The organism is Campylobacter sp. Cr9, from assembly GCF_020138295.1.
GTDB lineage: Bacteria > Campylobacterota > Campylobacteria > Campylobacterales > Campylobacteraceae > Campylobacter_E.
Map to the genome: position 1 here is coordinate 61,312 of NZ_JACGBH010000006.1, position 26,298 is coordinate 87,609.

23 protein-coding genes, 1 other RNA gene and 1 pseudogene are annotated in these 26,298 nt (G+C 27.7%); 20 read left to right on the forward strand and 5 right to left on the reverse strand.

Annotation, left to right across the window (positions count from 1 at the left end):
* The first annotated feature begins 5 nt into the window (after positions 1 to 5).
* The 4 genes and pseudogenes from gyrB to AVANS14531_RS04165 form a co-directional block, all read left to right on the forward strand.
* Positions 6 to 2,318 (forward strand): DNA topoisomerase (ATP-hydrolyzing) subunit B, encoded by a 2,313-nt coding sequence (gene gyrB, locus AVANS14531_RS04150; RefSeq protein ID WP_336611434.1) that lies wholly within the window; start codon positions 6 to 8, stop codon positions 2,316 to 2,318.
* The gene (locus tag AVANS14531_RS04155) at positions 2,315 to 3,643 is read left to right on the forward strand and encodes an EAL domain-containing protein (RefSeq protein ID WP_336611435.1); all 1,329 of its coding nucleotides are present in this window, start codon (positions 2,315 to 2,317) and stop codon (positions 3,641 to 3,643) included. The genes gyrB and AVANS14531_RS04155 overlap by 4 nt, the downstream gene beginning before the upstream one ends.
* Positions 3,640 to 4,062, forward strand: a complete 423-nt coding sequence (gene queF / locus AVANS14531_RS04160; protein ID WP_214119961.1) for a preQ(1) synthase — start codon at positions 3,640 to 3,642, stop codon at positions 4,060 to 4,062. The genes AVANS14531_RS04155 and queF overlap by 4 nt, the downstream gene beginning before the upstream one ends.
* Positions 4,062 to 5,246 (forward strand): annotated as a pseudogene (locus tag AVANS14531_RS04165) (HD domain-containing protein); the annotation flags it as partial. The gene queF and the pseudogene AVANS14531_RS04165, both read left to right, overlap by 1 nt.
* Positions 5,247 to 5,252: 6 nt before the next feature.
* Here AVANS14531_RS04165 and ffs read toward each other — a convergent pair.
* Positions 5,253 to 5,350: signal recognition particle sRNA small type (gene ffs / locus AVANS14531_RS04170), an RNA gene on the reverse strand.
* A 43-nt stretch (positions 5,351 to 5,393) separates the two neighbouring features.
* On the opposite strand from ffs, the gene AVANS14531_RS04175 reads away from it, so the two are divergent.
* The 4 genes from AVANS14531_RS04175 (at position 5,394) to AVANS14531_RS04190 (ending at position 12,405) form a co-directional block, all read left to right on the forward strand.
* On the forward strand, positions 5,394 to 5,825 hold the full coding sequence (locus tag AVANS14531_RS04175) for a hypothetical protein (RefSeq protein ID WP_336611436.1): 432 nt from the start codon (positions 5,394 to 5,396) through the stop codon (positions 5,823 to 5,825).
* Between the two features lie 39 nt (positions 5,826 to 5,864).
* The gene (locus AVANS14531_RS04180) at positions 5,865 to 7,466 is read left to right on the forward strand and encodes a CTP synthase (protein WP_336611437.1); all 1,602 of its coding nucleotides are present in this window, start codon (positions 5,865 to 5,867) and stop codon (positions 7,464 to 7,466) included.
* Positions 7,454 to 9,031, forward strand: coding sequence for a single-stranded-DNA-specific exonuclease RecJ (recJ, locus tag AVANS14531_RS04185; protein ID WP_336611438.1), 1,578 nt, complete (start codon positions 7,454 to 7,456; stop codon positions 9,029 to 9,031). The genes AVANS14531_RS04180 and recJ overlap by 13 nt, the downstream gene beginning before the upstream one ends.
* Positions 9,032 to 9,105: 74 nt before the next feature.
* Positions 9,106 to 12,405: an autotransporter outer membrane beta-barrel domain-containing protein gene (locus AVANS14531_RS04190; RefSeq protein WP_336611439.1), complete on the forward strand. Its 3,300-nt coding sequence runs from the start codon at positions 9,106 to 9,108 to the stop codon at positions 12,403 to 12,405.
* Between the two features lie 286 nt (positions 12,406 to 12,691).
* Here AVANS14531_RS04190 and AVANS14531_RS04195 read toward each other — a convergent pair whose 3' ends face one another.
* The 4 genes from AVANS14531_RS04195 to AVANS14531_RS04210 all read right to left on the reverse strand — a co-directional run bounded on the left by AVANS14531_RS04195 (position 12,692) and on the right by AVANS14531_RS04210 (position 17,017).
* Positions 12,692 to 13,717, reverse strand: coding sequence for a GGDEF domain-containing protein (locus tag AVANS14531_RS04195; protein ID WP_336611440.1), 1,026 nt, complete (start codon positions 13,715 to 13,717; stop codon positions 12,692 to 12,694).
* Between the two features lie 81 nt (positions 13,718 to 13,798).
* Positions 13,799 to 14,389: a hypothetical protein gene (locus AVANS14531_RS04200; RefSeq protein ID WP_336611441.1), complete on the reverse strand. Its 591-nt coding sequence runs from the start codon at positions 14,387 to 14,389 to the stop codon at positions 13,799 to 13,801.
* An 88-nt stretch (positions 14,390 to 14,477) separates the two neighbouring features.
* The gene (locus AVANS14531_RS04205; RefSeq protein ID WP_336611442.1) at positions 14,478 to 15,884 is read right to left on the reverse strand and encodes a hypothetical protein; all 1,407 of its coding nucleotides are present in this window, start codon (positions 15,882 to 15,884) and stop codon (positions 14,478 to 14,480) included.
* Positions 15,885 to 16,075: 191 nt separating this feature from the next.
* Entirely contained in the window at positions 16,076 to 17,017 is a 942-nt protein-coding gene (locus AVANS14531_RS04210) for an RluA family pseudouridine synthase (RefSeq protein ID WP_442862396.1), read from the reverse strand.
* Positions 17,018 to 17,094: 77 nt separating this feature from the next.
* On the opposite strand from AVANS14531_RS04210, the gene AVANS14531_RS04215 reads away from it, so the two are divergent.
* The 12 genes from AVANS14531_RS04215 (at position 17,095) to rplV (ending at position 26,297) form a co-directional block, all read left to right on the forward strand.
* Positions 17,095 to 19,470 (forward strand): ribonucleoside-diphosphate reductase subunit alpha, encoded by a 2,376-nt coding sequence (locus tag AVANS14531_RS04215; RefSeq protein ID WP_239817649.1) that lies wholly within the window; start codon positions 17,095 to 17,097, stop codon positions 19,468 to 19,470.
* 52 nt (positions 19,471 to 19,522) lie between these two features.
* Complete coding sequence (locus tag AVANS14531_RS04220) at positions 19,523 to 20,176, forward strand: hypothetical protein (RefSeq protein WP_336611443.1); 654 nt, start codon at positions 19,523 to 19,525, stop codon at positions 20,174 to 20,176.
* On the forward strand, positions 20,161 to 20,796 hold the full coding sequence (locus tag AVANS14531_RS04225; protein WP_336611444.1) for a hypothetical protein: 636 nt from the start codon (positions 20,161 to 20,163) through the stop codon (positions 20,794 to 20,796). Before AVANS14531_RS04220 ends, AVANS14531_RS04225 begins: the two co-directional genes overlap by 16 nt.
* Positions 20,781 to 21,647 (forward strand): hypothetical protein, encoded by an 867-nt coding sequence (locus AVANS14531_RS04230; protein WP_336611445.1) that lies wholly within the window; start codon positions 20,781 to 20,783, stop codon positions 21,645 to 21,647. Before AVANS14531_RS04225 ends, AVANS14531_RS04230 begins: the two co-directional genes overlap by 16 nt.
* A 122-nt stretch (positions 21,648 to 21,769) precedes the next feature.
* Positions 21,770 to 22,546: an RsiV family protein gene (locus AVANS14531_RS04235; RefSeq protein WP_336611446.1), complete on the forward strand. Its 777-nt coding sequence runs from the start codon at positions 21,770 to 21,772 to the stop codon at positions 22,544 to 22,546.
* A gap of 499 nt (positions 22,547 to 23,045) precedes the next feature.
* On the forward strand, positions 23,046 to 23,357 hold the full coding sequence (gene rpsJ, locus AVANS14531_RS04240) for a 30S ribosomal protein S10 (RefSeq protein WP_214116107.1): 312 nt from the start codon (positions 23,046 to 23,048) through the stop codon (positions 23,355 to 23,357).
* Positions 23,358 to 23,366: 9 nt separating this feature from the next.
* The gene (gene rplC / locus AVANS14531_RS04245) at positions 23,367 to 23,942 is read left to right on the forward strand and encodes a 50S ribosomal protein L3 (RefSeq protein WP_239817666.1); all 576 of its coding nucleotides are present in this window, start codon (positions 23,367 to 23,369) and stop codon (positions 23,940 to 23,942) included.
* Positions 23,939 to 24,550 carry a 50S ribosomal protein L4 gene (gene rplD / locus AVANS14531_RS04250; protein ID WP_239817667.1) on the forward strand — a complete coding sequence of 204 codons (612 nt, stop codon included), beginning with the start codon at positions 23,939 to 23,941 and terminating at the stop codon, positions 24,548 to 24,550. The genes rplC and rplD overlap by 4 nt, the downstream gene beginning before the upstream one ends.
* Position 24,551: 1 nt before the next feature.
* Positions 24,552 to 24,833 carry a 50S ribosomal protein L23 gene (locus AVANS14531_RS04255; RefSeq protein WP_239817668.1) on the forward strand — a complete coding sequence of 94 codons (282 nt, stop codon included), beginning with the start codon at positions 24,552 to 24,554 and terminating at the stop codon, positions 24,831 to 24,833.
* Position 24,834: 1 nt separating this feature from the next.
* Positions 24,835 to 25,665 (forward strand): 50S ribosomal protein L2, encoded by an 831-nt coding sequence (rplB, locus tag AVANS14531_RS04260; protein ID WP_239817669.1) that lies wholly within the window; start codon positions 24,835 to 24,837, stop codon positions 25,663 to 25,665.
* A 1-nt stretch (position 25,666) separates the two neighbouring features.
* Positions 25,667 to 25,948, forward strand: coding sequence for a 30S ribosomal protein S19 (rpsS, locus tag AVANS14531_RS04265; RefSeq protein WP_214116097.1), 282 nt, complete (start codon positions 25,667 to 25,669; stop codon positions 25,946 to 25,948).
* A 10-nt stretch (positions 25,949 to 25,958) separates the two neighbouring features.
* Positions 25,959 to 26,297: a 50S ribosomal protein L22 gene (rplV, locus tag AVANS14531_RS04270; RefSeq protein ID WP_214116095.1), complete on the forward strand. Its 339-nt coding sequence runs from the start codon at positions 25,959 to 25,961 to the stop codon at positions 26,295 to 26,297.
* Position 26,298 lies beyond the last annotated feature (1 nt).

Sequence of the window (26,298 nt, forward strand, 5' to 3'; positions counted from 1 at the left end):
ATATAATGCAAGAAAATTATGCAGAAAGTAAAATTAAAGTATTAAAAGGACTAGAAGCCGTTAGAAAACGCCCAGGAATGTATATTGGCGATACTAATATCAATGGTCTTCATCATATGGTTTATGAAGTTGTGGATAACTCTATTGATGAAGCTATGGCTGGGTTTTGTAATACTATTGATATTGAAATTACAAAAGAAGGTTCTTGTATAGTTACTGATAATGGTCGTGGTATTCCTGTTGGACTTCATCCTACTGAAAATATTTCAACTTTAACCGTTGTTTTAACTGTTCTTCACGCTGGTGGAAAATTTGATAAAGATACTTATAAGGTTAGTGGTGGTTTGCACGGCGTTGGTGTATCAGTTGTAAATGCACTTTCAACTAAATTAATTGCAACAGTTAAAAGAGATGGAAATACTCATAGACAAGAGTTTTCTAAAGGTATTCCTGCAACAGAACTAGAAGTTATTAAAACAACAAATCGCACAGGAACTAGCATTGAGTTCTTCCCTGATCCTGAGATTTTTGAAGTTGTAGAATTTGATTATGATATTTTAGCTAAGAGATTTAGAGAATTAGCATATTTAAATCCACAAATAACAATTAATTTTAAAGACCATAGAAGTGGCAAAAGTGAAACATATCACTATGATGGTGGTATCTCTCAATTTGTTAGCGATTTAAATAAAAAAGAAGCAATAACAAATGTAATTGCATTTAGTGATGAGGCTGAAGATGTTATTGTAGATATTGCTTTAATGTATAATGAAACTTATAGTGAAACATTATTTTCATTTGTAAATAACATTAAAACTGCAGATGGTGGAACACATGAAGCAGGCTTTAGAATGGGACTTACTAAAGTTATTACAAATTATATTGAAGCAAACGCAGCAGCAAGAGAAAAAGATATAAAAATAACAGGTGAAGATACTAAAGAAGGTCTTATTGCTATTGTTAGTGTAAAAGTTCCAGAACCACAATTTGAAGGACAAACTAAAGGAAAATTAGGAAGTTCTTATGTTCGTGGTATAGTAAATAAAATTACAAATGATGCTTTAACTAAGTTTTTTGAAGAAAATCCAAACGATGCTCGTGCTATTATGAATAAAGCTTTAATGGCTGCAAGAGGTCGTGAAGCTGCAAAAAAAGCTAGAGAATTAACTCGTAAAAAAGAAAGCATAAGTGTAGGAACATTACCAGGAAAATTAGCTGATTGTTCTTCAAAAGACCCTGAAATTAGAGAAATTTATTTAGTTGAGGGAGATAGTGCGGGTGGTTCTGCAAAACAAGGAAGAAATAGAGAATTCCAAGCGATACTTCCACTAAAAGGTAAAATCCTAAACGTAGAAAAATCACATTTAGATAAAATTTTAAAATCAGATGAAATCAAAAATATGATTACAGCGTTTGGATGTGGAATAGGTGAAGATTTTGATATAGAAAAATTAAGATATCATAAAATTATTATTATGACGGATGCTGACGTTGATGGCTCACATATTCAGACTTTAATTCTTACATTTTTCTTTAGATTTATGAAAGAATTAATCGAAAGAGGTCATGTATATTTAGCTCAGCCGCCATTATTCCGCTACCAAAAAGGTCAAAGAAAAGAAATATATTTAAAAGATGAAAAAGCATTAAATGATTATTTGATTGAAACAGGAATTGAAAATTATGAGTTTAGTGGAATTGGAACGAATGATTTAAAAGATTTCTTAAAAATAGTTGCTGCTTATAGAAGTATTTTAAATGAACTTAAAAAGCGTTTTAATGTTATTGAATTAGTTAGATATTATGTAGAAAATCCTGATATTTTAGCGTTAAATATAAGTGAAATTTATGAAAAATCAAAGCAATTTTTAGAAGAAAAAGGCTTTAATATACTAAATCACTATTTAAGCGAAGAAGAAGTAAGAATTTATGTTCAAACTCAAAGCGGTTTAGAAGAAATAGTAGTTAATAATGATTTATTTTATAATCCTTATTTTGAAGAAGCTAGTTATATTTACAAAAAAATTGAAGAAAGAAATATCTTTACAGATAAAGATTTCTTAGATGTTTTAAATGATGTTGAAAAGAATGCTAAAAAAAATACAAATATCCAACGCTATAAAGGTCTAGGAGAGATGAACCCTGAACAATTATGGGAAACTACAATGGACCCTGAAAATAGAAGATTAATACAAATTGGGGTTGAAGACTTTGATAGAGCTAGTGGAGTATTTAATTTATTTATGGGTGATGAAGTTGAGCCTCGCCGTGAATATATACAAGCTCATGCTAAAGATGTAAAACACTTAGATATATGATAATTAGTAAAAAAATTGAAAGAAAAAATAGGCAAAATGCAGCTATTAAGCTCATTATGCCTTTATTATTATTAGTTTTTGCTTTTGTTTATTTACAAGAATTTGATGATATTAATTTTAAAACATTAGATGTTTTAGTAGTTTTATGTTTTATATTTTTATATTTTTATTATTTTGTTTTTGTAATTTACAAATCAGTTAAACACAATGTAATTGATGAAAAAACAGGAACATTATTACAAAGTGAATTTGTAAAGTATTTAAATAATGATGATTTTGTTATATTTTTTACTATTTCAAATATAAATGAATTAAAACTTAGACTTGGATTTGATAAAAGTGATAAATTACTTAAAAAATTAATTGATAAATTTTATGCTTGGGATGAAAATCTAGTAATAGGTAGAATTACAACTGCTGATTTTATGATTTTAAGTAATGCAAAACATAAAGTTTTACAACATGAAATAAAAAAGATATTTTTAGAAATAAAAAGAGAAAGAATAGATGGCGTTGATTTTAAATGCGATTATTCAATAGTAAAAGCTGATACTAATTTTAATAAACTTTATTTAGAGGCTCAAAATAGATTAAAAGATGATGTTGATATTGATACAGAAAATATCATTACAAATAGCATTATAAATGCTATAAATAAGAACGATTATTGTTTAAAAATACAAAGATTAGAAGGTGATGAAGAGATATATTATTTAAATTATAGGATTAATTCAGATTATCCAGAGAAATTATCTCAAGCAAAATTAGAAGATATAATTATTAAAAATAATTTAGAATTTAATTTTTATAAAAATCTTTTAGAACTTTTATCAAGAGAATATAATTTTGATAATAGAATTATGATTAAAATATCGCCTGATTTTTTAAGAAATTTAAATTTTTTATTTTATTTAGGTGAGTTTTTTATAAAAAGACCACATACAAAAGGCAAAATAATTTTTGAATTTTTTGAAAACGATGTTTATTATGATATGCCAAGATTTGAAGAAATTATAAAAGAATATAGAGATATTAATGTAAGTTTTGCATTAAATAGAATAGGAAGTCCAAGCTCGTTAGAATATTTAAAACGATTGGAATTTGAATTCGGAATCTTTGATATTGAATTTAACAAAAATATTAGAAATGAAAAGTATTTTGTAATTTATGAAAATTTATATCAAATATGTAAAAGTTTAAATATAAAAACAATTATGAGATTTATTGATAATAAATCTTTACTTGATTTGACAAAAGATATTAAATTTGATTATTATCAAGGCTTTTTATTTTATAAGGACAAAAATCTTAAGGAGATGAAATGAAAGAAAAATTAAAATATGGACAAAAAGAAATAAAAAAAATAAAAGGTAAAAAATTAGAGCGTTGGGAAAACAAACAAAAAAATGATTATGTTATAAAAATCACTTTACCTGAGTTTGCATGTCTTTGCCCTAGAAGCGGTTATCCTGATTTTGCAACATTATATTTAGAGTATATTCCTAATAAATGGGTTGTAGAATTAAAGGCTATTAAGCTTTATGTTAATTCATTTTATAATAAAAATATAAGCCATGAAGATAGTATAAATAAGATTTATAACACTCTTAAAAAGCGTTTAAAACCAAAATATATTAAATTAGTTGGAGATTTTAATCCTCGTGGTAATGTTCATACAGTGATTGAATGCTGCTCTGATACCGAGATTAAAAAAGAAAAGAAAAAAGATAAAAAGGATAAATAATGATTAGCCCTGAGCTTGTTTTACATATTTTTAAGGCTGCTTCAATTTCAAGATGGAATGATTTTCCTAGAATTTGTAATTTAGTTGAACTTGATAAACAAGCTCATAAGGCAATAATCGCTTATTTTTTAGCAAAAAGTGAAAAAGACATTGATATGAGATTTTTACTTGATGCTATTGTTGTTGAGTTTATTTCTCGTGTAATTGTTACTGATATTCGCCCAGATGTTTTAAATGAAATCAAAAAAACAAAACAAAAAGAATTAGATGAATGGATACAAAAGCAATTTAGTGTAATCAATAAAAACGAAGATTTTTTAAAAATTTTTAATGATTATTATAATGATAAAATCCATGAAAAAGAGAAGTTTATTTTAAAAGCTGCAGGGTATTTATCAACTAGATATGAGTTTTCATTTATATATCCAAATGTTAGTAATTATGAAGAAATTAAGTCTAAATTAGATGAAGAATTAGAAGATTATTTAGATATTTTAGCAGTTCAAAAAATATCACTCAATCAAAAATTAGCTAAAGTTATTGATTTAAGTGGGCGTTTAAGATTTCAAAAGCGTTGGGCTCAAACACCTAGAATTCCAGAAACAAGTGTTTTAGGTCATATGTTAGTGGTTGCAGTTTTAAGTTATTTTTATTGTTTAAATATTAAAGCTTGTGATACTAGATTTATTAATAACTTCTTTTGTGCTTTATTTCACGATTTACCTGAGAGTTTAACAAGAGATATTATTACACCTGTTAAGTATGGAATTGATGGTTTAAGCGAGATTATAAGTGATTATGAACTTAAATTAATTGATGAAAAGATTTTACCTTATGTTCCAAATAATATTAGAAGTGAATTTGCTTATTTGTTAGGAATATATCATGAAGATGGTAAGATTAAAAAAGATGAATTTAAAAATAGAATTAATAAAGATTTTGTTAAATTAATCCAAAATCCAAACGATTATAATGAAGATTGTTTTAATACTATTGATGGAAAAATGCTTAAAGCTTGTGATAAAACTGGAGCATTTTTAGAAGCTATTATTTCTAATTATTATGGCGTTAAATCAAAGGATTTAATGAATGGTTCTTTAAAAATTTTAAATGATTTTAAAGAAAATCCTAAAATTGGTGAAGTTGATTTTTATAAAATGTTAAAAGAGTTTGAAGTATTTTTTATAAACCCAAGCCAAGACACTTGCGGCACACACTCATAAAAAGTGCTCTGCTATGTTCCCATCCTGAAGCTCTGCTCTTTAAAAGCATTGCACAAGGCTTGACTTGAGAAATGGCATTTTATGATAAAATGATTTAATAGAGGGTAAATGAAACTAGATTTGATTTATATTTTTTTAGCAAATATGAGAATAACTTTTTTAGGTGTTAATAATTCTTTTGATTTTAAAGCAAAATTAATTGCATGTGTTATAGGCGTTGTAAAAGAAGAAAGACAAGATTTAAAAAGAACATTAGAAAAACTAACTAAAGAAATTTATAAAAAAGAATTTAGAAGAAGAATATTTCTAGCTACTATTTATCAATATGTTAAACTTATTAAACAAGATACTTTAGGTGTTGATAAGATTTTAAAAGGTATTAAAAAACTAACTAAACAAAATCCTAAATTAAAAAGAAAAATAAATTTTGTTCAACTTGATAGATTAGTATTAAAAAAATCTATAAAAGAAGGCGAGAGCGAAATTGAAGATTACGCTCAAATTAGGGTTTTAGAATTTTTAAAAAACGAAGTTATTTAATTAGATAATATAAAATAAAAAAAACTAATAGGAAAAAATATGGCTAAATTTATATTTGTAACAGGTGGAGTTTTAAGCTCACTTGGTAAAGGAATTGCAGCTGCTAGTATTGCTAGCTTATTAAAACAAAGCGGACTTAAGGTAAGTATTTTAAAGGCTGACCCATATATTAATATAGACCCAGGAACTATGAGCCCACTTGAGCATGGAGAAGTTTTTGTTACTAAAGATGGTGCAGAAACCGACCTTGATTTAGGACATTATGAAAGATTTTTAGATGAAGATTTAACTCATCTTAATAACTTCACAACAGGTAAAGTTTATCAAAGTGTAATAGAAAAAGAACGCCGTGGAGAATATCTTGGAAAAACTATTCAAGTAATTCCACATATAGTAGGTGAGATTGCTAGTAGAATGGAAGCAGCAGCGGCTGATAAAGATGTATTAGTTGTAGAAATCGGTGGAACGGTAGGAGATATTGAAGGCTTACCATTCCTTGAAGCAATTCGTTCATTAGGACTTAAACACGGAAGATCTAATGTATTTTATGCACATTTAACCTTGGTTCCTTTTATAAAAGTTGCAGGTGAATTAAAAACAAAACCAACTCAACACTCAGTTGGAGAGCTAAGACGCATAGGAATTAGTCCTGATATGATAATTGCTCGTAGTGAAATACCATTAGGCGATGAAATAAAAGAAAAAATCGCAAGAAGTTGTGGTGTAGAAATTGATTGTGTAATAGAAAGCATTGATGCAAAAAGCATATATCAAATTCCACTTAAATTTTTAGAGCAAAATATACTTTTACCTATTGCAAAACATTTAAATCTAAAACTAAAAACTCCTAATTTAAAAGATTATGAAAACTTAGTAGAAAAGATTATAAATCCTAGCAAAAAAACAAAAATCGCATTTGTAGGAAAATATATAGATTTAAAAGAAAGTTATAAATCTTTAACAGAAGCATTAATTCATGCAGGCGCAAATCTTGATACAAAAGTAGAAATTAATTGGATAGATAGTGAAGAAATAAAAGATGAAAATGATTTAGCTGGAAATGATGGAATATTAGTAGCTGGTGGATTTGGACAGCGTGGAGTAGAAGGTAAAATAAAAGCTATTAAATATGCAAGAGAAAATAATATTCCATTTTTAGGAATTTGTTTAGGAATGCAACTTAGCTTAATTGAATTTGCTAGAAATGTTTTAAAGCTAGAAGATGCTAATTCAACCGAATTTGATGAGAATACAAAAAATCCTATTATTTATTTAATTGATGAATTTATTAATCAATCAGGTTCAAAAGAAATAAGAACAATTAAAACTCCATTAGGTGGGACTTTAAGACTTGGCGAATATGTTTGCAATATTAAAGAAGGTTCGCTTTTAAGTAAATTATATAATTCTAATAAAGCTTACGAAAGACATCGCCACCGCTATGAAGCTAATTCAAAATATCGCAAATTATATGAAGAAAATGGGCTTTGCATTAGTGGAGAATCAAATGGACTTATTGAAGCTATTGAAAATACAAATAATGATTTCTTTGTAGCAGTTCAATATCATCCTGAATTTACTTCAAGATTAACTAAGGCAAACCCTGTGATTTTAGGTTTTATTAAACAATGCTTAAATTAAATAAAACCAAAATTAAGCAGATTTTAGACGATAGATTTAAAGATGATTTACATAAAAACCTTAGCACAATTCCAAAGCCACATATTTTTAAGGATATGAATAAAGCGGCTATTAGAATAGCTAAGGCAATCAAAAATAAAGAAAAAATAGCAGTAGTTGGAGATTATGATGTAGATGGCATAGTATCTTCAACTATTATGAGTGAGTTTTTTGCTAATTTAGGCGTTAGCATTAAAATCAAAATCCCAAATCGCTTTAGTGATGGTTATGGAATTAGCGAAGAAATAGTAAAAAATTTAGATGCTGATTTAATAATAACCGTAGATAATGGAATAGTAGCTTATGAAGCTGCTAATAAATGTAAAGAATTAGGCATAGATTTAATAATAAGCGATCATCATACTCCAAGCGATACTTTGCCAAATGCTTATGCTGTAATTAATCCTAAAAGAGATGATTGTGATTTTTCAAAGCATATTAATTGTGAAATTTGTGGAGCTCAAGTTGCTTGGTGGCTTTGTGGAGCTATTAAAAAAGAATTAGATATAGAATACAATATGGCTAGTTTTTTAGATTTATTATGCATAGCAATTGTTGCTGATATGATGAATTTAAACGATTTAAATCATATTTTAGTTCGTTGTGGCTTAAAAGAATTAAATAAATTAAATCGTCCAGCTTTTGTGGTTTTAAAAGAAAAATATAAAAAGAAATTCTTTGATTATGAGAGCATTCCTTTTTTAATCGCACCTTTACTTAATGCAAGTGGTAGAATGGATGATGCTAGTATTTCATATAGATTTTTAAGAGCAAAAACTCTTGATGAAGCAAGAAAAATTTTAGAAGTAATTGAAAAACTTAATCAAGATAGAAAAGAACAAGAGCGACAAAGCTTTGAAGAAAGTATAGAATTTGTTAGTGAAAACGATAGTGTTATAATAGCGTATTCAAAGAACTGGCATAAAGGTATTTTAGGCATTGTTGCAGGGCGTTTGGCTAAGCAATTTAACAAACCAAGCTTTGTATTTAATATAGAAGAAAATATCGCAAAAGGAAGTGCAAGAAGTGTTGCAGAGCTTGATATTTTAGAAGTTTTAAATAATGTTAATGATTTGCTTATTAATTTTGGTGGGCACAAAGGAGCTGCAGGACTTTCTTTAGATGTTAGTAATTTAGAAGAATTTAAAAGAAGATTAAATAAGCTTAATTTTGATGAAAATATTCTTGATTTTTGTGATACTACAAATACTTTAGGTGAGCTTGAATTTAGTGAAATTGATATGGAATTATTAGATATTTTAGGCGATTTTGAACCTTTTGGGCAAGGTAATGAAAAGCCATTTTTTATAAGTAAAAATGTAGTTATTAATAATCTTGTTTTGCTAAATGATAAACATTTAAAATGTTGCTTTACTCAAAATAATATTACTTTAGAAGCGATTTGTTTTAATTGTGATTTTATTCCTTTTGAAGGAGATAATGTTAATATTCATTTTAGTTTGCAAAAGAACTATTTTAAACCAAGCCCTACAATTCAACTAAATATTTCTAATATTTATATTTAAGAATTTGAAATAGGAATTTAACTTACGATATAATTTATAATAATGAAATATATTTTAATTTTTAAGGTGTTTAAATGAAAAATGTTTTAAGATTAAGTATAGCTTTAACTAGTGCTTTGTATTCATATACAGTTACAAATATAACAGGTGATTTAACTCAAAGGGTAGAGATTAAACAAAGTGGAATTTCAAGCATTACAGCTAATCAAGTAGATGATAAGATAAATGCGTTTTTTGTAATAGGTGGAAATCTAACTACTAAAAGCGATGAAACAAATAAGCTAATATTTGACTATGAAAATGCAGGAATTGATAATAAAGATTATTTAATATTAGTTTCAGGCGGTAATTTTACTGATACGGGTTCGGTTTTTAAATCTCAAAATTATAAAATATTAAGTGTTGACGATAAATTTAATAATATACAAGCTATAAAGATAATCAATAATGGCACTGTAACTCTAAATAATTCTAGCGTTTATGCAAGTGTTGGTTATGGAACAGGTTCTCAACAAGTAGGAGCTATAGAATTACATTATGGAACTCTAAATATAAATAATTCTTTAATAGAAGGTGGTTTTCAAGGTTTAAGTTACCAAGCTATAAATGCTATTGGTTTTAACTCTGATAAGGTAAGTGTAAATATTAGTGGCTCAACCATAAAAACAGGTAAAAATGAGATTGGAACAGGATACAATAAAAGTTCTCAATCAATTAACGGCGGAGCTACAAGCATAATTACAATAGACGATACAAAAAGCACTCAAGGTTCTAAATTTATAGGCAGAATTAATACTTTAGGAGATTTTACTCTAAAGGGTATTTATAAAAATCAAGCTACATTTAATGCCAAAGATATAACGCAAAATCTAAAAGTAGAAAATACTATTTTTGATACTATTATTGATTCAAGTGCTAAAACTTTATTAGAAAAAAATGCAAATATTGATAAAGCTTACATAGGCGGTGGTCTTGATTTAAACCAAAGTTCTAATTCTAATGCTATTTTTAGCATTACTAATAGTTATATAGCAGGAGATATTATAAATGGTACTAATGGTTTAATTTCAACTTCAAGCACAAATGTAGATAATATTTACTTAGAAGGATTTTTGACTAGTTATGCAGGAAATATCAAAAGTTCTAATTCATTATTTAATAAAAAAGTTACAAATGATAAAGGTATTTTAGATGATACTAATTCAACTTTTAAAGGCGGTTTTAGTGTAAATTCGGCTGTATTAAATGGAAGTATTTTAGAAGGTTTTAAATTAACTTCTATAAGTGATGCAAAATATAGTGGTAAGAATTTTACCTTAACAAATACTAAAGTAGGCAAGAATTTAGATAATACTAAAGGCTATTTAGAATTAATGGGGGGGGGCGTTTTAAAAGCTACAAATTCAGCTCTTAATTATGATATTAGAAGTAATAGCCCTATTAATATTGATTTAACGGGAAGTTCTTTAGTAGGTAGTTTTAAAGATTTAACAGGAAATAAAATATCAGCAAATAAAGTAAGTTTAAATAATTCTACAAGTTTAGGTGCATTTAGTACAAATGAATTAGTCGCAAATAATTCTACATTCTTTTTAGGTGGCACGAGTGCTACTTATAATGGAGCAATAATTTCTAAAACTAGCACAAGTGGAGCGAATAATAGCTTTGGAATTTTAGGTGTAGTAAGTAAAGCTAGTGATGGACAATTAATCGCTAGTGGATTAAGTGCTAATATGCCTTTAGCTATTTTAAAAGGAGCTAATAGTGATTTTGCTAATTCGCTTAAATTTTATTCAGGAATTAGTGAATATGCCTTAGCAAACTCATATCTAAAAACCGAAAAAGTAGGGGATTATCAAGTATATGTTTTAGCTAAAGATAATAAGCAAAACTTTAATGATTTAACTTATAAAAATAATTCTAAATTAGATATAAATAAAATAATTGAAATAATCGCTGATAATAATAAATTAAGCGATTTAGTAGATTTTGGTAAAGATTTATTGGCTAGTAACGAAGCAAAGGAACTAATTAATCAAAATGCTAATACGAGTTTAGAAAACAAAGGAACTATGGTAAATGATTTAGATAAAATCACAACTCCAGAAAATCCAGACACTAAACCAAATCCTGATATTCCTTGGACTGACTTAGAGCCATCAACTCCGATTATTCCAACACCAGATCCAAAGCCAGAAGAAAAACCAAATCCTGATATTCCTTGGACTGACTTAGAGCCTTCAAAACCTATTGAGCCTAGCACACCTGAAGAAAAGCCAGAAGAAAAACCTGAAAACCCAGACACTAAGCCAAACCCAGATATTCCTTGGACTGATTTAACTCCTGCAAATCCGATTACTCCAACACCAGAACCAAAACCAGAAAATCCAAGCGATGAAGAAAAGTTTGAAATTGCAGTAGAAGAACAAAAAGAAGCTATAAAATTAATGGTTACAGGTAAAAATGAAAAAGCCTTAGAATCAGCAAAGCTTATGACAAATCAATTTTATTTTTCTCAAGTGTTTGAATACAACAATTTAAACAAGCGTTTAGGTGAATTAAGAGGATTTGCTAAGAATAATGCAGGTATTTGGATTCGTGGATATGTTAATAAAGGAAGTATCAAAAACACATCTTTAAAAGCAAATGAAGTTCAAATGGGTGTGGATAAAATATCAAGTTTTACAGATTTTGATACTTATGCAGGATTTATGCTAAATATAGGAAGAACAACTACAAGCAATACAACAGATTCAAAAATAAATAACTATGGCTTAGGAGTGTATTTTAGTAGCGTTTATAATAATGGCTTTTTTATAGATACAACACTTAAAGCAAATCATTATAAAAGCGAGTTTAAAAACGATAATTTCTTAGGTAATTCTACAAGCAAAGGAACAGGTTTAATTGCTAGTTTTGAGTTAGGCAAGAGATTTGGAGATGATTTTTACATAGAGCCTAGCACTGAAATTATTTTAAATTATATTCCAAAAACAGATATTAAAGGCGAAAAAGAAATAAGTATCGGAGCATTACATCAAAAATCATTCGTAAATATAACAGCTCCTTCAAAGCTTTTAATAGTTAATAAAACAGCAATTTATACAGGAATAAATGTTAATGATAGTTTAAATATTAGAGCAGGGCTTGGTGCGATAATTGATTTAACTAATAATCCAGATTTTCTAGTAAGCGATGGAATTAGCTCATATTCGTTTAAAGGTGCTAGTAAAGATAAAAGAGGCTTTGCAAGTTTAGGAATTAACAAAAACTTTAATAAGAAGTTTAGCTTTAGTTTAGAAGCAGAAAAGACCTTTAGTGGAAATTTAAACATTGATTATAATATTAATACAAATCTAAGATACGAGTTCTAATTCTTATTTCCTATTTTAAATTCTTTGGAATTTGAAATAGGAATTTCAAAATATTTTCAAAACCCTACGCGAATTTTAAAAACTAATTTTAATCATAAAAACTTTTAAAATAAAATATCCGAATTTTAAAAAATAAAACAAAAAGAAAAATCTTCAAATTTCACTCACATTATTTTAGACTTGCAATTTTGTTAGTTTTTAATAAAAGTCTTGTGAGTGGTTTAAAATACAAATTCCTATTTCAAATTCTAAAAATTATCAAAAGAATTTGAATTCGGAATTAGGATTATTCAAAAACTACTTTATTTCTTCCTGTTAATTTAGCTTGATAAAGTCTATTATCAGCCATTTCAAATGCACCAAATTTTGAATTAGTAACAAGACAAAGACCTATACTAATAGTAAGTTTTAGATTGTGATTTTTAGCATTAAATGTAAAATCTTCAACTTCTTTTCTAAGCTTTTCTAATTCAGCAACGCATTTAAAATAATCATAATCTTTAAAAACTAAGCAAAATTCTTCCCCACCATAGCGATAAGTTTTTGCATATTTTTTCAAAATACTTGCAAGAGATCTTAAAATAATATCTCCTATTTCATGCCCATAAGTATCATTAATTTTTTTGAAAAAATCTATATCAACAACTGCTATTACATCTTTATTTTTTAAATCAAGCGTATCATAAGCTCTTCTATTATAAACATTAGTTAAAGAATCATAAAAAGCTAATTTGTATCCTTGATAGCCAATAGCTGCTAAGAATATAAATGAGCCTAATTCAAAATAACTTAAATTATAGCTTTGTAGCTTGTGATAGAATAAAAATTGAAAATAAGAAGCCACATAAGCACCTTGTAAAAAGCATTCAAAATTATTAATTTTTCTAAGAATTACAACATAAAGCATTAAAACCAAAAATAAGCAAAAAGAAAAATCCGAATAAACATAAGTTTGATTTATAAACTTTAAACTATGTAAATATGAAATAAAAGCCGAATCTTTAGTAAAAATTCCTAATAAAATATAAGAAATCACAACCAAACAGGCAGGTATTAATCTCTTTGTTGATAAATAATCTTTCTTAAGGCTTACTAATATTGCAAAAACAATAGGTGAAAATAAGGCAATATAAGCATGAGCTTGAGAAAAATCTAAAAATAAAAATAAAATCCTACTAGATAAAAATAATAAAACTAAAAAAGTTATATTATGTTTTCTAAAATAAATTGAGCCTAAAAATACTAAAAGTTCAAAGCCAAGTGTTGCGGCTGGCATAGGTAGGATTATTTCTTGTAAGAGTGATTGCTGCATATTTAATTACCTCTATGTTTTGCATTTAATTATACTAACATATCGGTAATTAAGCTATATTATTAATAAAGATTTATATTATTAGTATCCAAGAGCTTTTAAAAAGTCATCTTTTAAGTAATTTTTCATATCAGCAAAGCTAATTTCGCTACTTTTTTTATAATCATCACTTAAAAATACAAATCCGTAAGAACTAATATAAAATTTTTCTAATTTCTCATCTGAAAAATCTTGATTTTTTGAATTTAAATAAACTCTAAAAATATCAAAATCTTTTAAAATATCTTTTAATAAATATTCTTTTTTACTTTTTTCGTTATATGTTTTTATTTCAATTTTTGAGCTTGATTTGTTATCTTTTGTTTCTTTATTTTCTTTTATATAAGAAATCACTTCATTGCTTTGAAAATAACTTGCATAATTTGAATTTGATTTATAATGATTAAATTCATCATGCATTTGCTTATAAAGACTATTCATAGCTTTTATGTGTTGCTCGTTTATTTTATCAAAGTCTTTAAAAAAATTATCCATAGGATTAATCATTTTATTTTCAATAGCATCTAGCCTTTGTTTTAAAATCTCGTTTTCAAGCTTTAATTTATCAATCTCGCTAAGAGAATTAGCACCTAAACTTGCTACGCAAAATATAGAAATTAATAATTTTTTCATATCTTTCTCCTTTTTAAAAATACATATTTTAATATTTTTTTCATAATACTTTAAAAACATTTTTTAAGCTTATTTATGATATGTAGTTTTAAGGCTTAAAAACATTTTTTAAAGCTTTTTCATATACTTTTTCATCATTTATAATAGGATAGTTTTTTAAAAAGTCTAAGGCTTCTGGCACGTTTTTGTCAAATTCAAATAATTCAATTTTAAGCTTAAAATTGCCTTGCTTACTAATAAAATCTGTAATGCAATCTTGCATAGAGCCTTTATGCAATAATTTTAAATAATAATCTATACTAACTTTATCATCTATCCTAAAATCAATACTTATTCTACATAAGTTTTCAGGCCAGTGAAGTCCTTGATTGCTTATTCTAAATCTAATTGAATTTATAGGCTCATTTAGTAACTTTTTGGTCTTGCTTTTTAGTTTTAGTGATTTTATAAATTTCGGATTGAATTTTGCATCAAAAATCAAAAATTCATAATATTCATGATTTAAAACTTCTCTTGCACTTGCTAAAATCTCACCATCTTTTATAAGGCGGACATTTTTAAGCTTGCAAATCTTAATGCAAGTTCTTTCATCATAAACTAAATCAATGCCTAACTCTTTAAATCTTTTTATACTCTCATTTAGCATAAAATCTTCACGCCACACCATACCATTGGTATAACCTGTGCTATCTATTTCTAATTTTTTTATTATTTCAAAATAGCGTATATTTGTAGCAAAAGCTTTGCCTTCTTTTATTTCTTTGATTATTCTATACAGACTATTGCCGAGGCTATATTTATAAGCTATAATAATTGATGGTCTTTCTAGCTCTTTAAATTCTTCTAAATCTTTTTTTAGAATTATTCTATCTTTTCTATATAAAGTTCCTTCTTTAAAATTACTCAGAAACTTTTCAAGTACTTTATCAACATCTAATTTACCTAAATAATATCTGCTTAAAGATACATAAATTTCACCTGCGCCCACCCAAAGATATTTTATATTTTCATCGCCATAAATAGGAATCCTTTTGTCATTTTTAATTGTATATCCTTCGGTTAGCGTATGATATATATCAAATGTAACTTTTACTGTGATATTATCAGGTTTTTGAAGAGTTACATAAAATTTTTTCTCTTTTAAAGATAGTCCGACATGAATCTCAGTAATATTGTCTAAAATCGGTTCTTTAAAATCTTTTATTTTTATATATATTGAGCCTTTTGATATAACTTCTGCTGTTAGCTTAGCATCTTCTAAGAAAATTTTTCCATCTCTATCCGTTAGTTTTAAATTAGTTGCCTTGCAATAGCTTCCTACATCATCATAGCTTTCATTATAATAATTCTCACATTTAAGATTTTTATATTCTATTTTGTATTCAAATGTATCGCCTAATTGATTTAAAAAGTTTTTTAAATTTTTTAAATTTGCTTGATTATTTAAAGCATGTAAATTAAATGCTAAAACAATGATTAAAAATAATTTTTTCATACAAACCCCCACTTTTGTTTTAAAATTAGAATTTAAAATAGGAATTTGATTTTTTGTTTCACGTGAAACATTTTGAAATTCCTAATTCAAATTCTATTTTTTCTTTTCATTTAAAATAACTACTATTATACCAACTACTCCACAAACACAAACAGCACCCATAAATATATATTGAAATAAATCTAATCCACTCATTTAATCGCTCCTAAAAATTCATTTTCTATATCATTATTTATAAAATCATAATTTTGATTTTTATAAGTAAATTTAAGTCTTGCCGAATGAAGACAAAGCCTACTTGCTCCACAAAGCTCTTTTATGTTTATTATTTTTTTGTCTAAAATATTTCTTGCTTCTTCGTTACTTAGTCCATAAAGAGTATCACCTGCAATTTTATGTCCTGAGTAATACAAGTGAAGTCTTAATTGATGTTGTCTTCCTGTTAGTGGAATTGCTTTTAAAAGTGTATGTTTAGGATAGTTTTTAATAACACAAAATTGTGATTTTGATATTTTTCCATCTTTTGATACTAGCATTTTGTTTTTTAAATCTTCATCGTTTTTAAGTCTTACACTAACACAAAAATCATATTCAATATTTCCACAAACTAAAGCTAAATATTCTTTATAAACTTCTTGTTTTGCAAAGAGTTCTTTTAATTCTTTGTTAGCGATTTTATTTTTTGCAACGAGTATAAGCCCACTTGTAGCTGCATCTAGCCTATGAGCTACGTTAGCATTTTCTCCATATTTTTGCCAGATTTCATCATTTAAAGAATACTCACAATTTCTTCCATTTGGATGAGATAAAACCCCACTTGGTTTGTTAAAAACAGCAAAATCTTCATTTTCAAAAATAGGTTTTAAATCCAAACTAAAACATTCATAAACTAATAAATAAAACTCACCATTAATAACGCTATTTTTTTTACATATTTCAATATCGTTTAAATTTATTTCATCTATATTTAAAGTATTTAAAAGGTTTTTGCTAACATTATTTTTAAAAATAATAACACGATTTTTATCACAAAATCTTTGTGCTTTTTTTAAATCATAATTTAAATTTTGCATTACTAATTGATAAGCTTTTTTATTTTCGCTAGTAAAAAATTTTTTGTATAAATATCCCACTTTTTTTAACCTATATTTTATCTCTACTTATTATAATACATTCTTTTTTAAAATTCACAAAGGACAAACAATCAATCATGAAGGTAGTAAAAAGAACAGGAAGAGTAGAAGAATTAGATATTTCTAAAATTAAAAAATACACAACTTTAGCAACAGAAGGCTTAGAAAATGTGAGTCAAAGTGAGCTTGAAGTTGATGCGAAAATCCAGTTTAGAGATATGATAACTTCTGAAGAAATCCAAAATACTTTAATAAAAACAGCAGTAGATAAAATAGATATAGATAGACCAAATTGGACTTTTGTTGCTGCAAGATTATTTTTGTATGATCTATATCATAAAGTTAATCCACAAAAAGAATATGTTCATTTAAGAGAATATTTTGAGCGTGGAGAAAAAGCTGGAAGATTATTTTTAGGTCTTAAAGAAAAGTATGATTTAGATGATTTAAATGCTTATATAAAACCTGAGCGTGATTTACAATTTACCTATTTAGGTATAAAAACCCTTTATGATAGATATTTAATAAAAGATAATAAAGGTAATCCTATTGAATTACCACAGCATATGTTTATGGCTATTGCTATGTTTTTAGCTCAAAACGAGTTAAATAGGCAAGAATGGGCTAAGAAATTTTATGATTTAATTTCTAAATTTGAAGTAATGTGTGCAACCCCAACACTAAGTAATGCAAGAACTACAAGACATCAGCTTTCAAGTTGTTATATAGGTTCAACTCCTGATAATATAGAAGGTATATTTGATTCTTACAAAGAAATGGCGTTATTATCAAAATTTGGCGGTGGAATAGGCTGGGATTGGAGTATGGTTCGTGCTATGGGTGGTAGTATAGACGGACACAAAAACGCAGCGGGTGGAATTATTCCATTTTTAAAAATTACAAATGATATTGCAGTTGCAGTTGATCAATTAGGAACTAGAAAAGGTGCTATTTCTGTTTATATTGAGCCTTGGCATATGGATGTTTGTGATTTTATTGACCTTAGAAAAAATAGTGGAGAAGAAAGAAGAAGAGCTCACGAATTATTCCCTGCTTTATGGATAAATGATTTATTTATGAAAAGGGTTAAAGATAATGCAAAATGGACTTTATTTGATCCATTTGATACCCCACAATTATGTAATTTATATGGAAAAGAATTTGAATTAGAGTATGAAAGACTTGAAAAAGATGAGAGCATAGTAAAAGAAGTAATGGATGCAAAAGAACTTTGGAAAAAGATTTTAACAAATTACTTTGAAAGTGGTATGCCATTTTTATGTTTTAAAGATAATGCTAATAAAGCTAACCCAAATTCTCATACAGGTCTTATCAGAAGTTCAAACCTATGCACCGAGATTTTTCAAAATACTGATCCAAATCATTATAAAATCAAAGCAACATTTGAAGATGGTAGCGTAAGCGTATATGAAGAAAATGAAATCTTAAAGCTTGATAATTCTCAAATCAAAACTGCTAAGAAATTAAGTAGTTTAGATACTTTAAATGGTAAAAAAGTTTATATTGTAGAAAAAGAATATGATGAAGGTAGAACTGCTGTTTGTAACCTTGCTAGTATAAATCTAAGCAAAATAAACACAGAAGAAGATATTAAAAGAGTTGTTCCTATTGCAATAAGAATGTTAGATAATGTTATTGAGCTTAATTTCTACCCACACGCAAAAGTAAAAAACACTAACTTAAAATCTCGTGCAATAGGTTTAGGTGTTATGGGTGAAGCACAAATGTTAGCAGAAAAAGGCGTTATGTTTGGAACTAACGAACACTTTGAACTAATTGACAAAATTATGGAAAGCATTTCTTATGAAGCAATTAGTGCAAGTAGTGATTTAGCAGTAGAAAAGGGCATTTATCCTGAGTATGAAGGAAGTAACTGGAGTAAAGGAATTTTCCCTATTGATGTAGCTAACGAAAATGCAAAAATGCTAACAATGGGTGATAATTTATTCAATCAATCAAACTGCGATTGGAATGAATTAAGAAAGAAAGTTAATAAACAAGGTATGAGAAATGGTTATTTAATGGCTATTGCTCCAACTTCTAGTATATCAATTTTAGTTGGTACTACTCAGACAATTGAACCTGTTTATAAAAGAAAATGGTTTGAACAAAACTTAAGTGGAATGATACCTACCGTTGTGCCAAATCTAAGTCTTGATACTTGGCAATATTATGTAACAGCTTATGAGCTTGATCAAAGAGATTTAGTTCGTGCAGCAGCAATTCGCCAAAAATGGATAGATCAAGGACAAAGCTTAAATATATTTGTTAGCCTTGATAAAGCTAGTGGTGGCTATTTAAATAGTATTTATACCTTAGCACATTCTCTAGGACTTAAGTCTTGTTATTATTTAAGAAGCGAAAGTCCTGCAAGTGAGCATTTAGATAATAAACCAGTTGATAGAAGCATTGAATGTGAAGGTTGTCAATAATATTTAATAAATTTAGGATATAAGAAAGGGGCTTATATCCTAAGGAGGATTTGTGAAAAGAATTTTTCTTATTCTTACTCTTTTTGTTATTTCTTTAAGTTTTTCATCTTGTAGAGGAACGTCTTATTTAGGTTTGTTTAGTGGTTTTGGTGGTTATTACTTTCAAGGAGTTAAAAGCTATACACCTCCTTTTTATGACCTTAAAACTTTAGATAAGCTTTGTAAAGATTTTGATGATAGAGCTGATGTATGTTTTAGAGCAGCTCAAAATTTTCAAATTATGAAAAATCCTAAAATGTACGAATATTATGAATTAGCTATTAAAAAGGGTCTTAAAACAAAATTAAGCCCAGAAGAGTTGGCTAAATACTATGATGATAAATATACAAAAATTATAAATAATAAAGATTTTAATAACTTAGATTGCAATTCTTTAACGAAGGATGTTTTAGAATGTTATTATTACAATAGATATTCACAAAATTATCTTAGATGTCAAAAAGTAGAAAAGACTATTTCAACATATTATGCAAAATACGAAAAATTAAAAGCTAAATATGAAGAACTAACTAACCCAAATAATCCTTGTAATCAAAAAAATGCTGATAAAAAGGATTGCTTTAGTAAAACTTATATACAATCGCTAAAAAATGATTATAAAAAATGTGAGAATTATTTGAGAAAATACGGATGGTTTTTAGATTAATTATAGGTCTTATAATTTTGTTAGTTTTATCATCTTGCACTAGAGTGGTATATTTAGGATATACACTTGGCGTTGGGGTTAAATATGGGCTAGAAGGCAAATATTATAAGCCACCTGAGTTTGATTTTAAAATTTTAGATTATCTTTGCAAAAATGAAGATGATAGGGCTGATGTATGTTTTAAAATTGCTCAGACTTTTCAAACTATGAAAAATCCTAAAATGTATGAATATTATGACTTAGCTATCAAAAAGGGTTATAGAACAAAATTAAGCTCGGAAGAATTAGTGAAATATTATGATGATAAATATGCAAACATTAAGGAAGCCGAGCTTGATTGCAACTCTACGACAAGATATATTTTTGATTGTTATTATTACAATAGATATTATTGCTCAAATTGTCTATGTAAAAAAGAAGAGCCTACCATATCAACATGTTTTGCCAAATACGAAATACTAAAAGCCAAATACGAAGAAATAAGCGACCCGAGTAAATCTTGTAATAAAAATAACCCCGATAAAAGAAATTGTTATAACAGTTATTCAATAAAATCGCAAAAAGATGAATATAAAAGATGTGAAAGATATTTAAGGAAACACGGATGGTTTTTAGATTAATTATAAGTTTTGTAATTTTGTTAGTTTTATCAGCTTGTACTTCAATGTATGTTATTCATAAAGAGCTTAAAAGTGAAATGGAAATGGCTTATTATAAAAAACACCCTTCGTTTGTTTTATATGATGAAAATAATTTAAAAATATGTGAAGATTATTTACAAAAAAATGTCGGTAGACCTTTTTTTGCAGGTGCTTGCGAATATCTTGATACTGCTAATTATTTATTTAATATAGATTACATAAAACCACCACAAAATTTTTATTACAAAAGAATTAAAGATGGCAGATTTTTAAGTATAGGTAGTGTTGAAGAATATAACAAATTTGTTAAAACTTTAGATAAAAAAAGCTTAGAAGATGATTGTTATAGTTTTAAAAATAATATCGCTTGTTATCATTATGAATTAGCAAATCCTTTAAAAAATGTTAGCGAATATTGTGATGAGATTAAGGCAAATAAAAGCTCTAAAAAAAGCACTTTTAGATTAGGCTCATGCTATGCAAAACTAACACTTGCTATTAAAGAAAACGATGAGAAATTACAAAAATTTTATGCTAACAAAATATGTGAAGGTGGCGTTAGTAAATATTGTGACTTAAAGTTAGCATTAAAAAATGATGATGAATTACTGAAATCATATAACAAAAAAGCATTTGAATTATGTCTAAACACAGGTAAGAATTGTGAGTTTATAAAAGATACAAATAAAAAATTAAAAGATCTTGAAGGTAGCTTAGTAATCAAACAAAGGTGTAATAATATAATAAGTAAATTAAGACATATTGATGCTTTTTATAAGGATTTGAGATTGGGTGTTATTAAAGAATTTGAAGAATTTTGTGAAAAATAAAATCTAAATTCCTATTTCAAATTCCAAAATTATTTCAATTAATATTCATCATATTTTTGTTTCACGTGAAACAACCGTTATAGAATTTTGATAAAATTATATTTTATTAAAAGGAGTTTAGAATGAAAAAGATATTAATTTCAAGTGTAGTTGCTCTGAGCTTAAATGCTGCAGGTTTTTTGATGATAGATGATAATAAGAGTGCTTATTTTACTATGAACGAGCATAAAGATAAGGTTGAGTTTATCAGTGCAATGAATATTGCAAAAGATGATGTTTGTTTTGCTTGCAATGATTTAATAAACGAAAAGATTGACTTTAATACTAATAAAGCAATAGGGGTTAAATACGATAGTATTAGCTTAAGCACTAAAGATGAAGCTTTTAAGATTCGTTACTTAAGCGGTGACAAAAAAGAAGAATTAAATTTAAATGATTTTTTCGCACAAAGCCTAAATCATTTTGGAACATTACAAATTACAGAAGATGTTGTATATGCTAAAAATGATTTAACAAGCGTTCGCTTTCAGCTTATTGAAGACAATAAAGGTGCTCATCCTATGCACTTTGTAAAATTTGCAATTTTGGATAAAGATAGCAAAATAATTACTTCAAAAAACGCATTTAAAGATATAGATAAATTAAAAGAAAAAATCACTAAAAAAATAAGAGATTTTCAAAACAAAACAAATCACGCAGAGAAAAATAATCAATTTTTTAGCCCTTTAGAAGTGGATAATTTTTATTTTGATAATTTAGGTATTGTGTTTTCATATAGTCCTTATGAATTATTTTCATACGCAAGTGGTTATATCAAAGTTCGCTTGAGTTTTGATGAAATTAAATCATTTTTAAAAGATGATTTTTTAAAACTTCTAAAAGATAATAAAATAATTTAAATTGAAATTCCGAATTCAAATTCTTTTTGAATTTGGAATATATTTATTACTAGTATTATAAAAACAATTTTTTATAATACTAGTAAGTTTTAAAATTATTTAACAAATAAAAGAATAATTTTTTTCTTATTATAAATTTATTATTTTCTTTATATATGCTTTAAAAAATAATATGTTTTATTATCATATATTTTAAACACCATATATATAAACAATATTATATAAGCACTCGAAATTAAATATTTTTATAAATAATTGTTGTAATATAATTTAATAATTTTATGAAAATTACTTAATTAAATATAAATAATTTAAATTATTACAAAAATAAATATTATCTTTTTTAAAGAGATAAAAATAAGTAAAAATTCATTTTTTTCTTGACAAGTAAACTTATATTAAATACACTTGCGAACCTATTTTAGTTTTTGTGATACTTATCACATGTTCTTTAATGGGTTGGCTTAAATGCCAACGAGTTCTTTTAAAAGGAAAAAAAATGGAAAGAATTAGGTTAAAGTTAAAAGCTTATGACCACAGGGTTCTAGATCGTACAGTTGCGGCAATTGTTGAAGCCGTTAAGAGAACTGGTGCTGAAATTAGAGGTCCAGTACCAATGCCTACAAAAATAAAGCGTTATACCGTTTTAAGATCTCCGCACATCAATAAAGATTCAAGAGAACAATTTGAAATGAGAATTCACGCTCGTATGATTGATATTTTGGCTGCTACTACTGATACCGTTGATAGCTTAACAAAGCTTGATTTGGCACCAGAAGTTAATGTTGAAGTTCGTGCAATGGGCAAGTAAGGATAGAGTATGGAATATATTGTTGAAAAAATCGGAATGAGTAGAACAATTAACACCTCTAGCACTCCTGTAACACTACTTAAGTTAGTTCAAACTAAGGTTTGCGAACTTAAAGATGGTAAAGCTATCGTTGCATACGCACAAGGTAAACACCAAAACAAGTGCATCGCAGGTCAGCAAAAAAAATACAGCCTAAGTGCAGAGTTTAACAAATTTGCTAGTTTAGAAGTAGCAAATACAGAAGCAGGTGACATTGATACTACACCTTTAGCTGAAGCAAAAGTTTTAAAAGTAAGCTTCAACTCAAAAGGTAGAGGTTATGCTGGTGTTGTTAAAAGACACGGATTTGCAGGTGGTCCAGCAAGTCATGGTAGCCGTTTTCACAGACGCTCAGGTTCAATAGGTAACCGCGAGTGGCCAGGTCGTGTTCAAAAAGGACGCAAAATGGCAGGTCATTTTGGTAATGAATTAGTTACTGTTAAAAATGAAGTTGTTTCATTTGATGCTGAAAATGGTATTTTAGTATTAAAAGGAAGCGTTGCAGGTTATAATGGTGCAATGGGTAAAGTAAGGATTGTAAAATGAAAGTATGCGTATTAAACGATAAATTTGAAAAAGCTAGCGAGCTTGATTTACCAGCAAGATACGCTGAAGTAAATCCTCATAACCTTTATTTATATGTTAAATCATACCAAGCTAGCATGAGAGCAAATACAGCTCATACCAAAGGTAGAAGCGAAGTTAGCGGTGGTGGTAAAAAACCATGGAGACAAAAAGGTCGCGGTGGTGCTCGTGCAGGTTCAACAAGAACTAACGTATGGGTAGGTGGTGCAGTTGCATTCGGTCCAACAAACAATAGAAACTATTTTCAAAAAGTAAATAAAAAGCAAAAAAGATTAGCATTTGAAAGAGCTTTAGCAGACAAAGCTAATGCAAACGCTTTATTTGCAGTAGATAATATAGTTATTGAAAGTGGTAAAACAAAAGATGCAAGAGCTATGATTAATAAAATAGGTGTTAAAGATGCTTTAATTGTTAAGTCATTATTAGATGAAAAAACATTATTAGCATTTAGAAATCTTGCTAATTGTTATGTTGTTGATATTACTGAAGTAAATGCTTATTTATTAAGTATATTTAATTCTGTAATTATTGAAAAAGATGCTTTAGCATCAATTACGAAAGAGGGCTAAGATGGCTGATATCACAGATATAAAAAATATAGTTTATACAGAAAAAACTTTAGGCCTTCAAGAAGGTGGCGTGGTAGTTATCCAAGCTAGTCCTAAAATGACTAAAAATGGTCTGAAGCAAGTGTTAAGAGAATATTTTGGCATAGTTCCTTTAAAAATCAATTCATTAAGAATGGATGGAAAAGTAAAGAGATTTAGAGGACTAGAAGGTCAAAGAAGTGACTTTAAAAAGTTTTATGTAAAGCTACCTGAGGGTGCTAGTTTAGAAAATAAGGAAGGCTAAGATGGCTATTAAAACTTATAAACCATATACCCCAAGCAGACGTTATATTACAGGTGTAAGTAGCGATGATATTACAGCAAAAGCTAGTGTTCGCTCATTACTTGTAAAACTTCCAGCTGCAGCAGGTAGAAATAATAACGGAAGAATCACAAGCCGCCATAAAGAAGCAGGTGCAAAAAAACTATATCGTATTATTGATTTCAAAAGAAATAAATTTGGAATTGAAGGTCGTGTAGAGGCTATCGAGTATGATCCATACAGAAATTGCCGTATTGCATTAATTGCTTATAAAGATGGTGAAAAAAGATATATTATCCAACCTCGTGGTTTAACAGTAGGTGATATTGTATGTTCAGCAGATGAAGGTTTAGATATTAAGCCAGGAAATGCTATGAAATTAAAATCAATTCCTGTTGGTACAATCATTCACAACCTAGAATTAAAACCAGGTAAAGGTGGTCAAATGATTCGTTCTGCAGGTTCTTTTGCTCAATTAATGGGTAAAGAAGAAAAATACGTAATCGTTCGTCTTCAATCAGGTGAAATGAGAAGAGTATTAGCAGAATGTATGGCTAGTATTGGTGAAGTTGGTAACGAAGATTGGGCTAACGTTACAATAGGTAAAGCAGGTCGCAATAGACATAGAGGTATTCGCCCACAAACTCGTGGTAGTGCAATGAACCCAGTAGATCACCCACATGGTGGTGGTGAGGGTAAGAAAAACTCAGGTCGTCACCCAGTTACACCTTGGGGTAAACCAACTAAAGGTGCTAAGACTCGCCGTAAAAAGGCTAGCGATAAGCTAATAATATCAAGAAGAAAAGGAAAGTAAGATGGCTAGATCATTAAAAAAAGGTCCTTTTGTTGATTCTCATGTTATGAAAAAAGTTATCGCAGCAAAAAAAGCTAACGATAATAAACCAATTAAAACTTGGTCAAGAAGAAGCACTATTACTCCTGATATGATCGGTCTTACATTTAACGTTCATAATGGTAAAAGCTTTATTCCTGTGTATGTAACTGAAAATCACATAGGTTATAAATTAGGTGAATTTGCACCAACTCGCACATTCAAAGGCCACAAAGGCTCAGTGCAAAAGAAAATTGGAAAGTAAGGGGTAGTAAATGAGTAAAGCATTAATTAAATTCATAAGACTATCACCAACTAAAGCAAGATTATTAGCAAGAGAAGTTCAAGGAATGAATGCTGAATTAGCAATGGCAAGTTTAAAATTCATGCCAAATAAAGCAGCAAAATACATTTCTAATGCAATTTCAAGTGCTGTTGCAAATGGTGGATATGAGCCAAGCGAAGTAGTAGTAAGTTCATGCCGTGTTGATGCTGGTGCTGTGCTTAAGAGAATTAGACCAAGAGCTAGAGGAAGTGCAAGTCGCATTAGAAAACCAACTGCTCATATTATGGTTGAAGTAAGTAGAGCAAAAACTGAAAGTAAGGAAAGCTAAA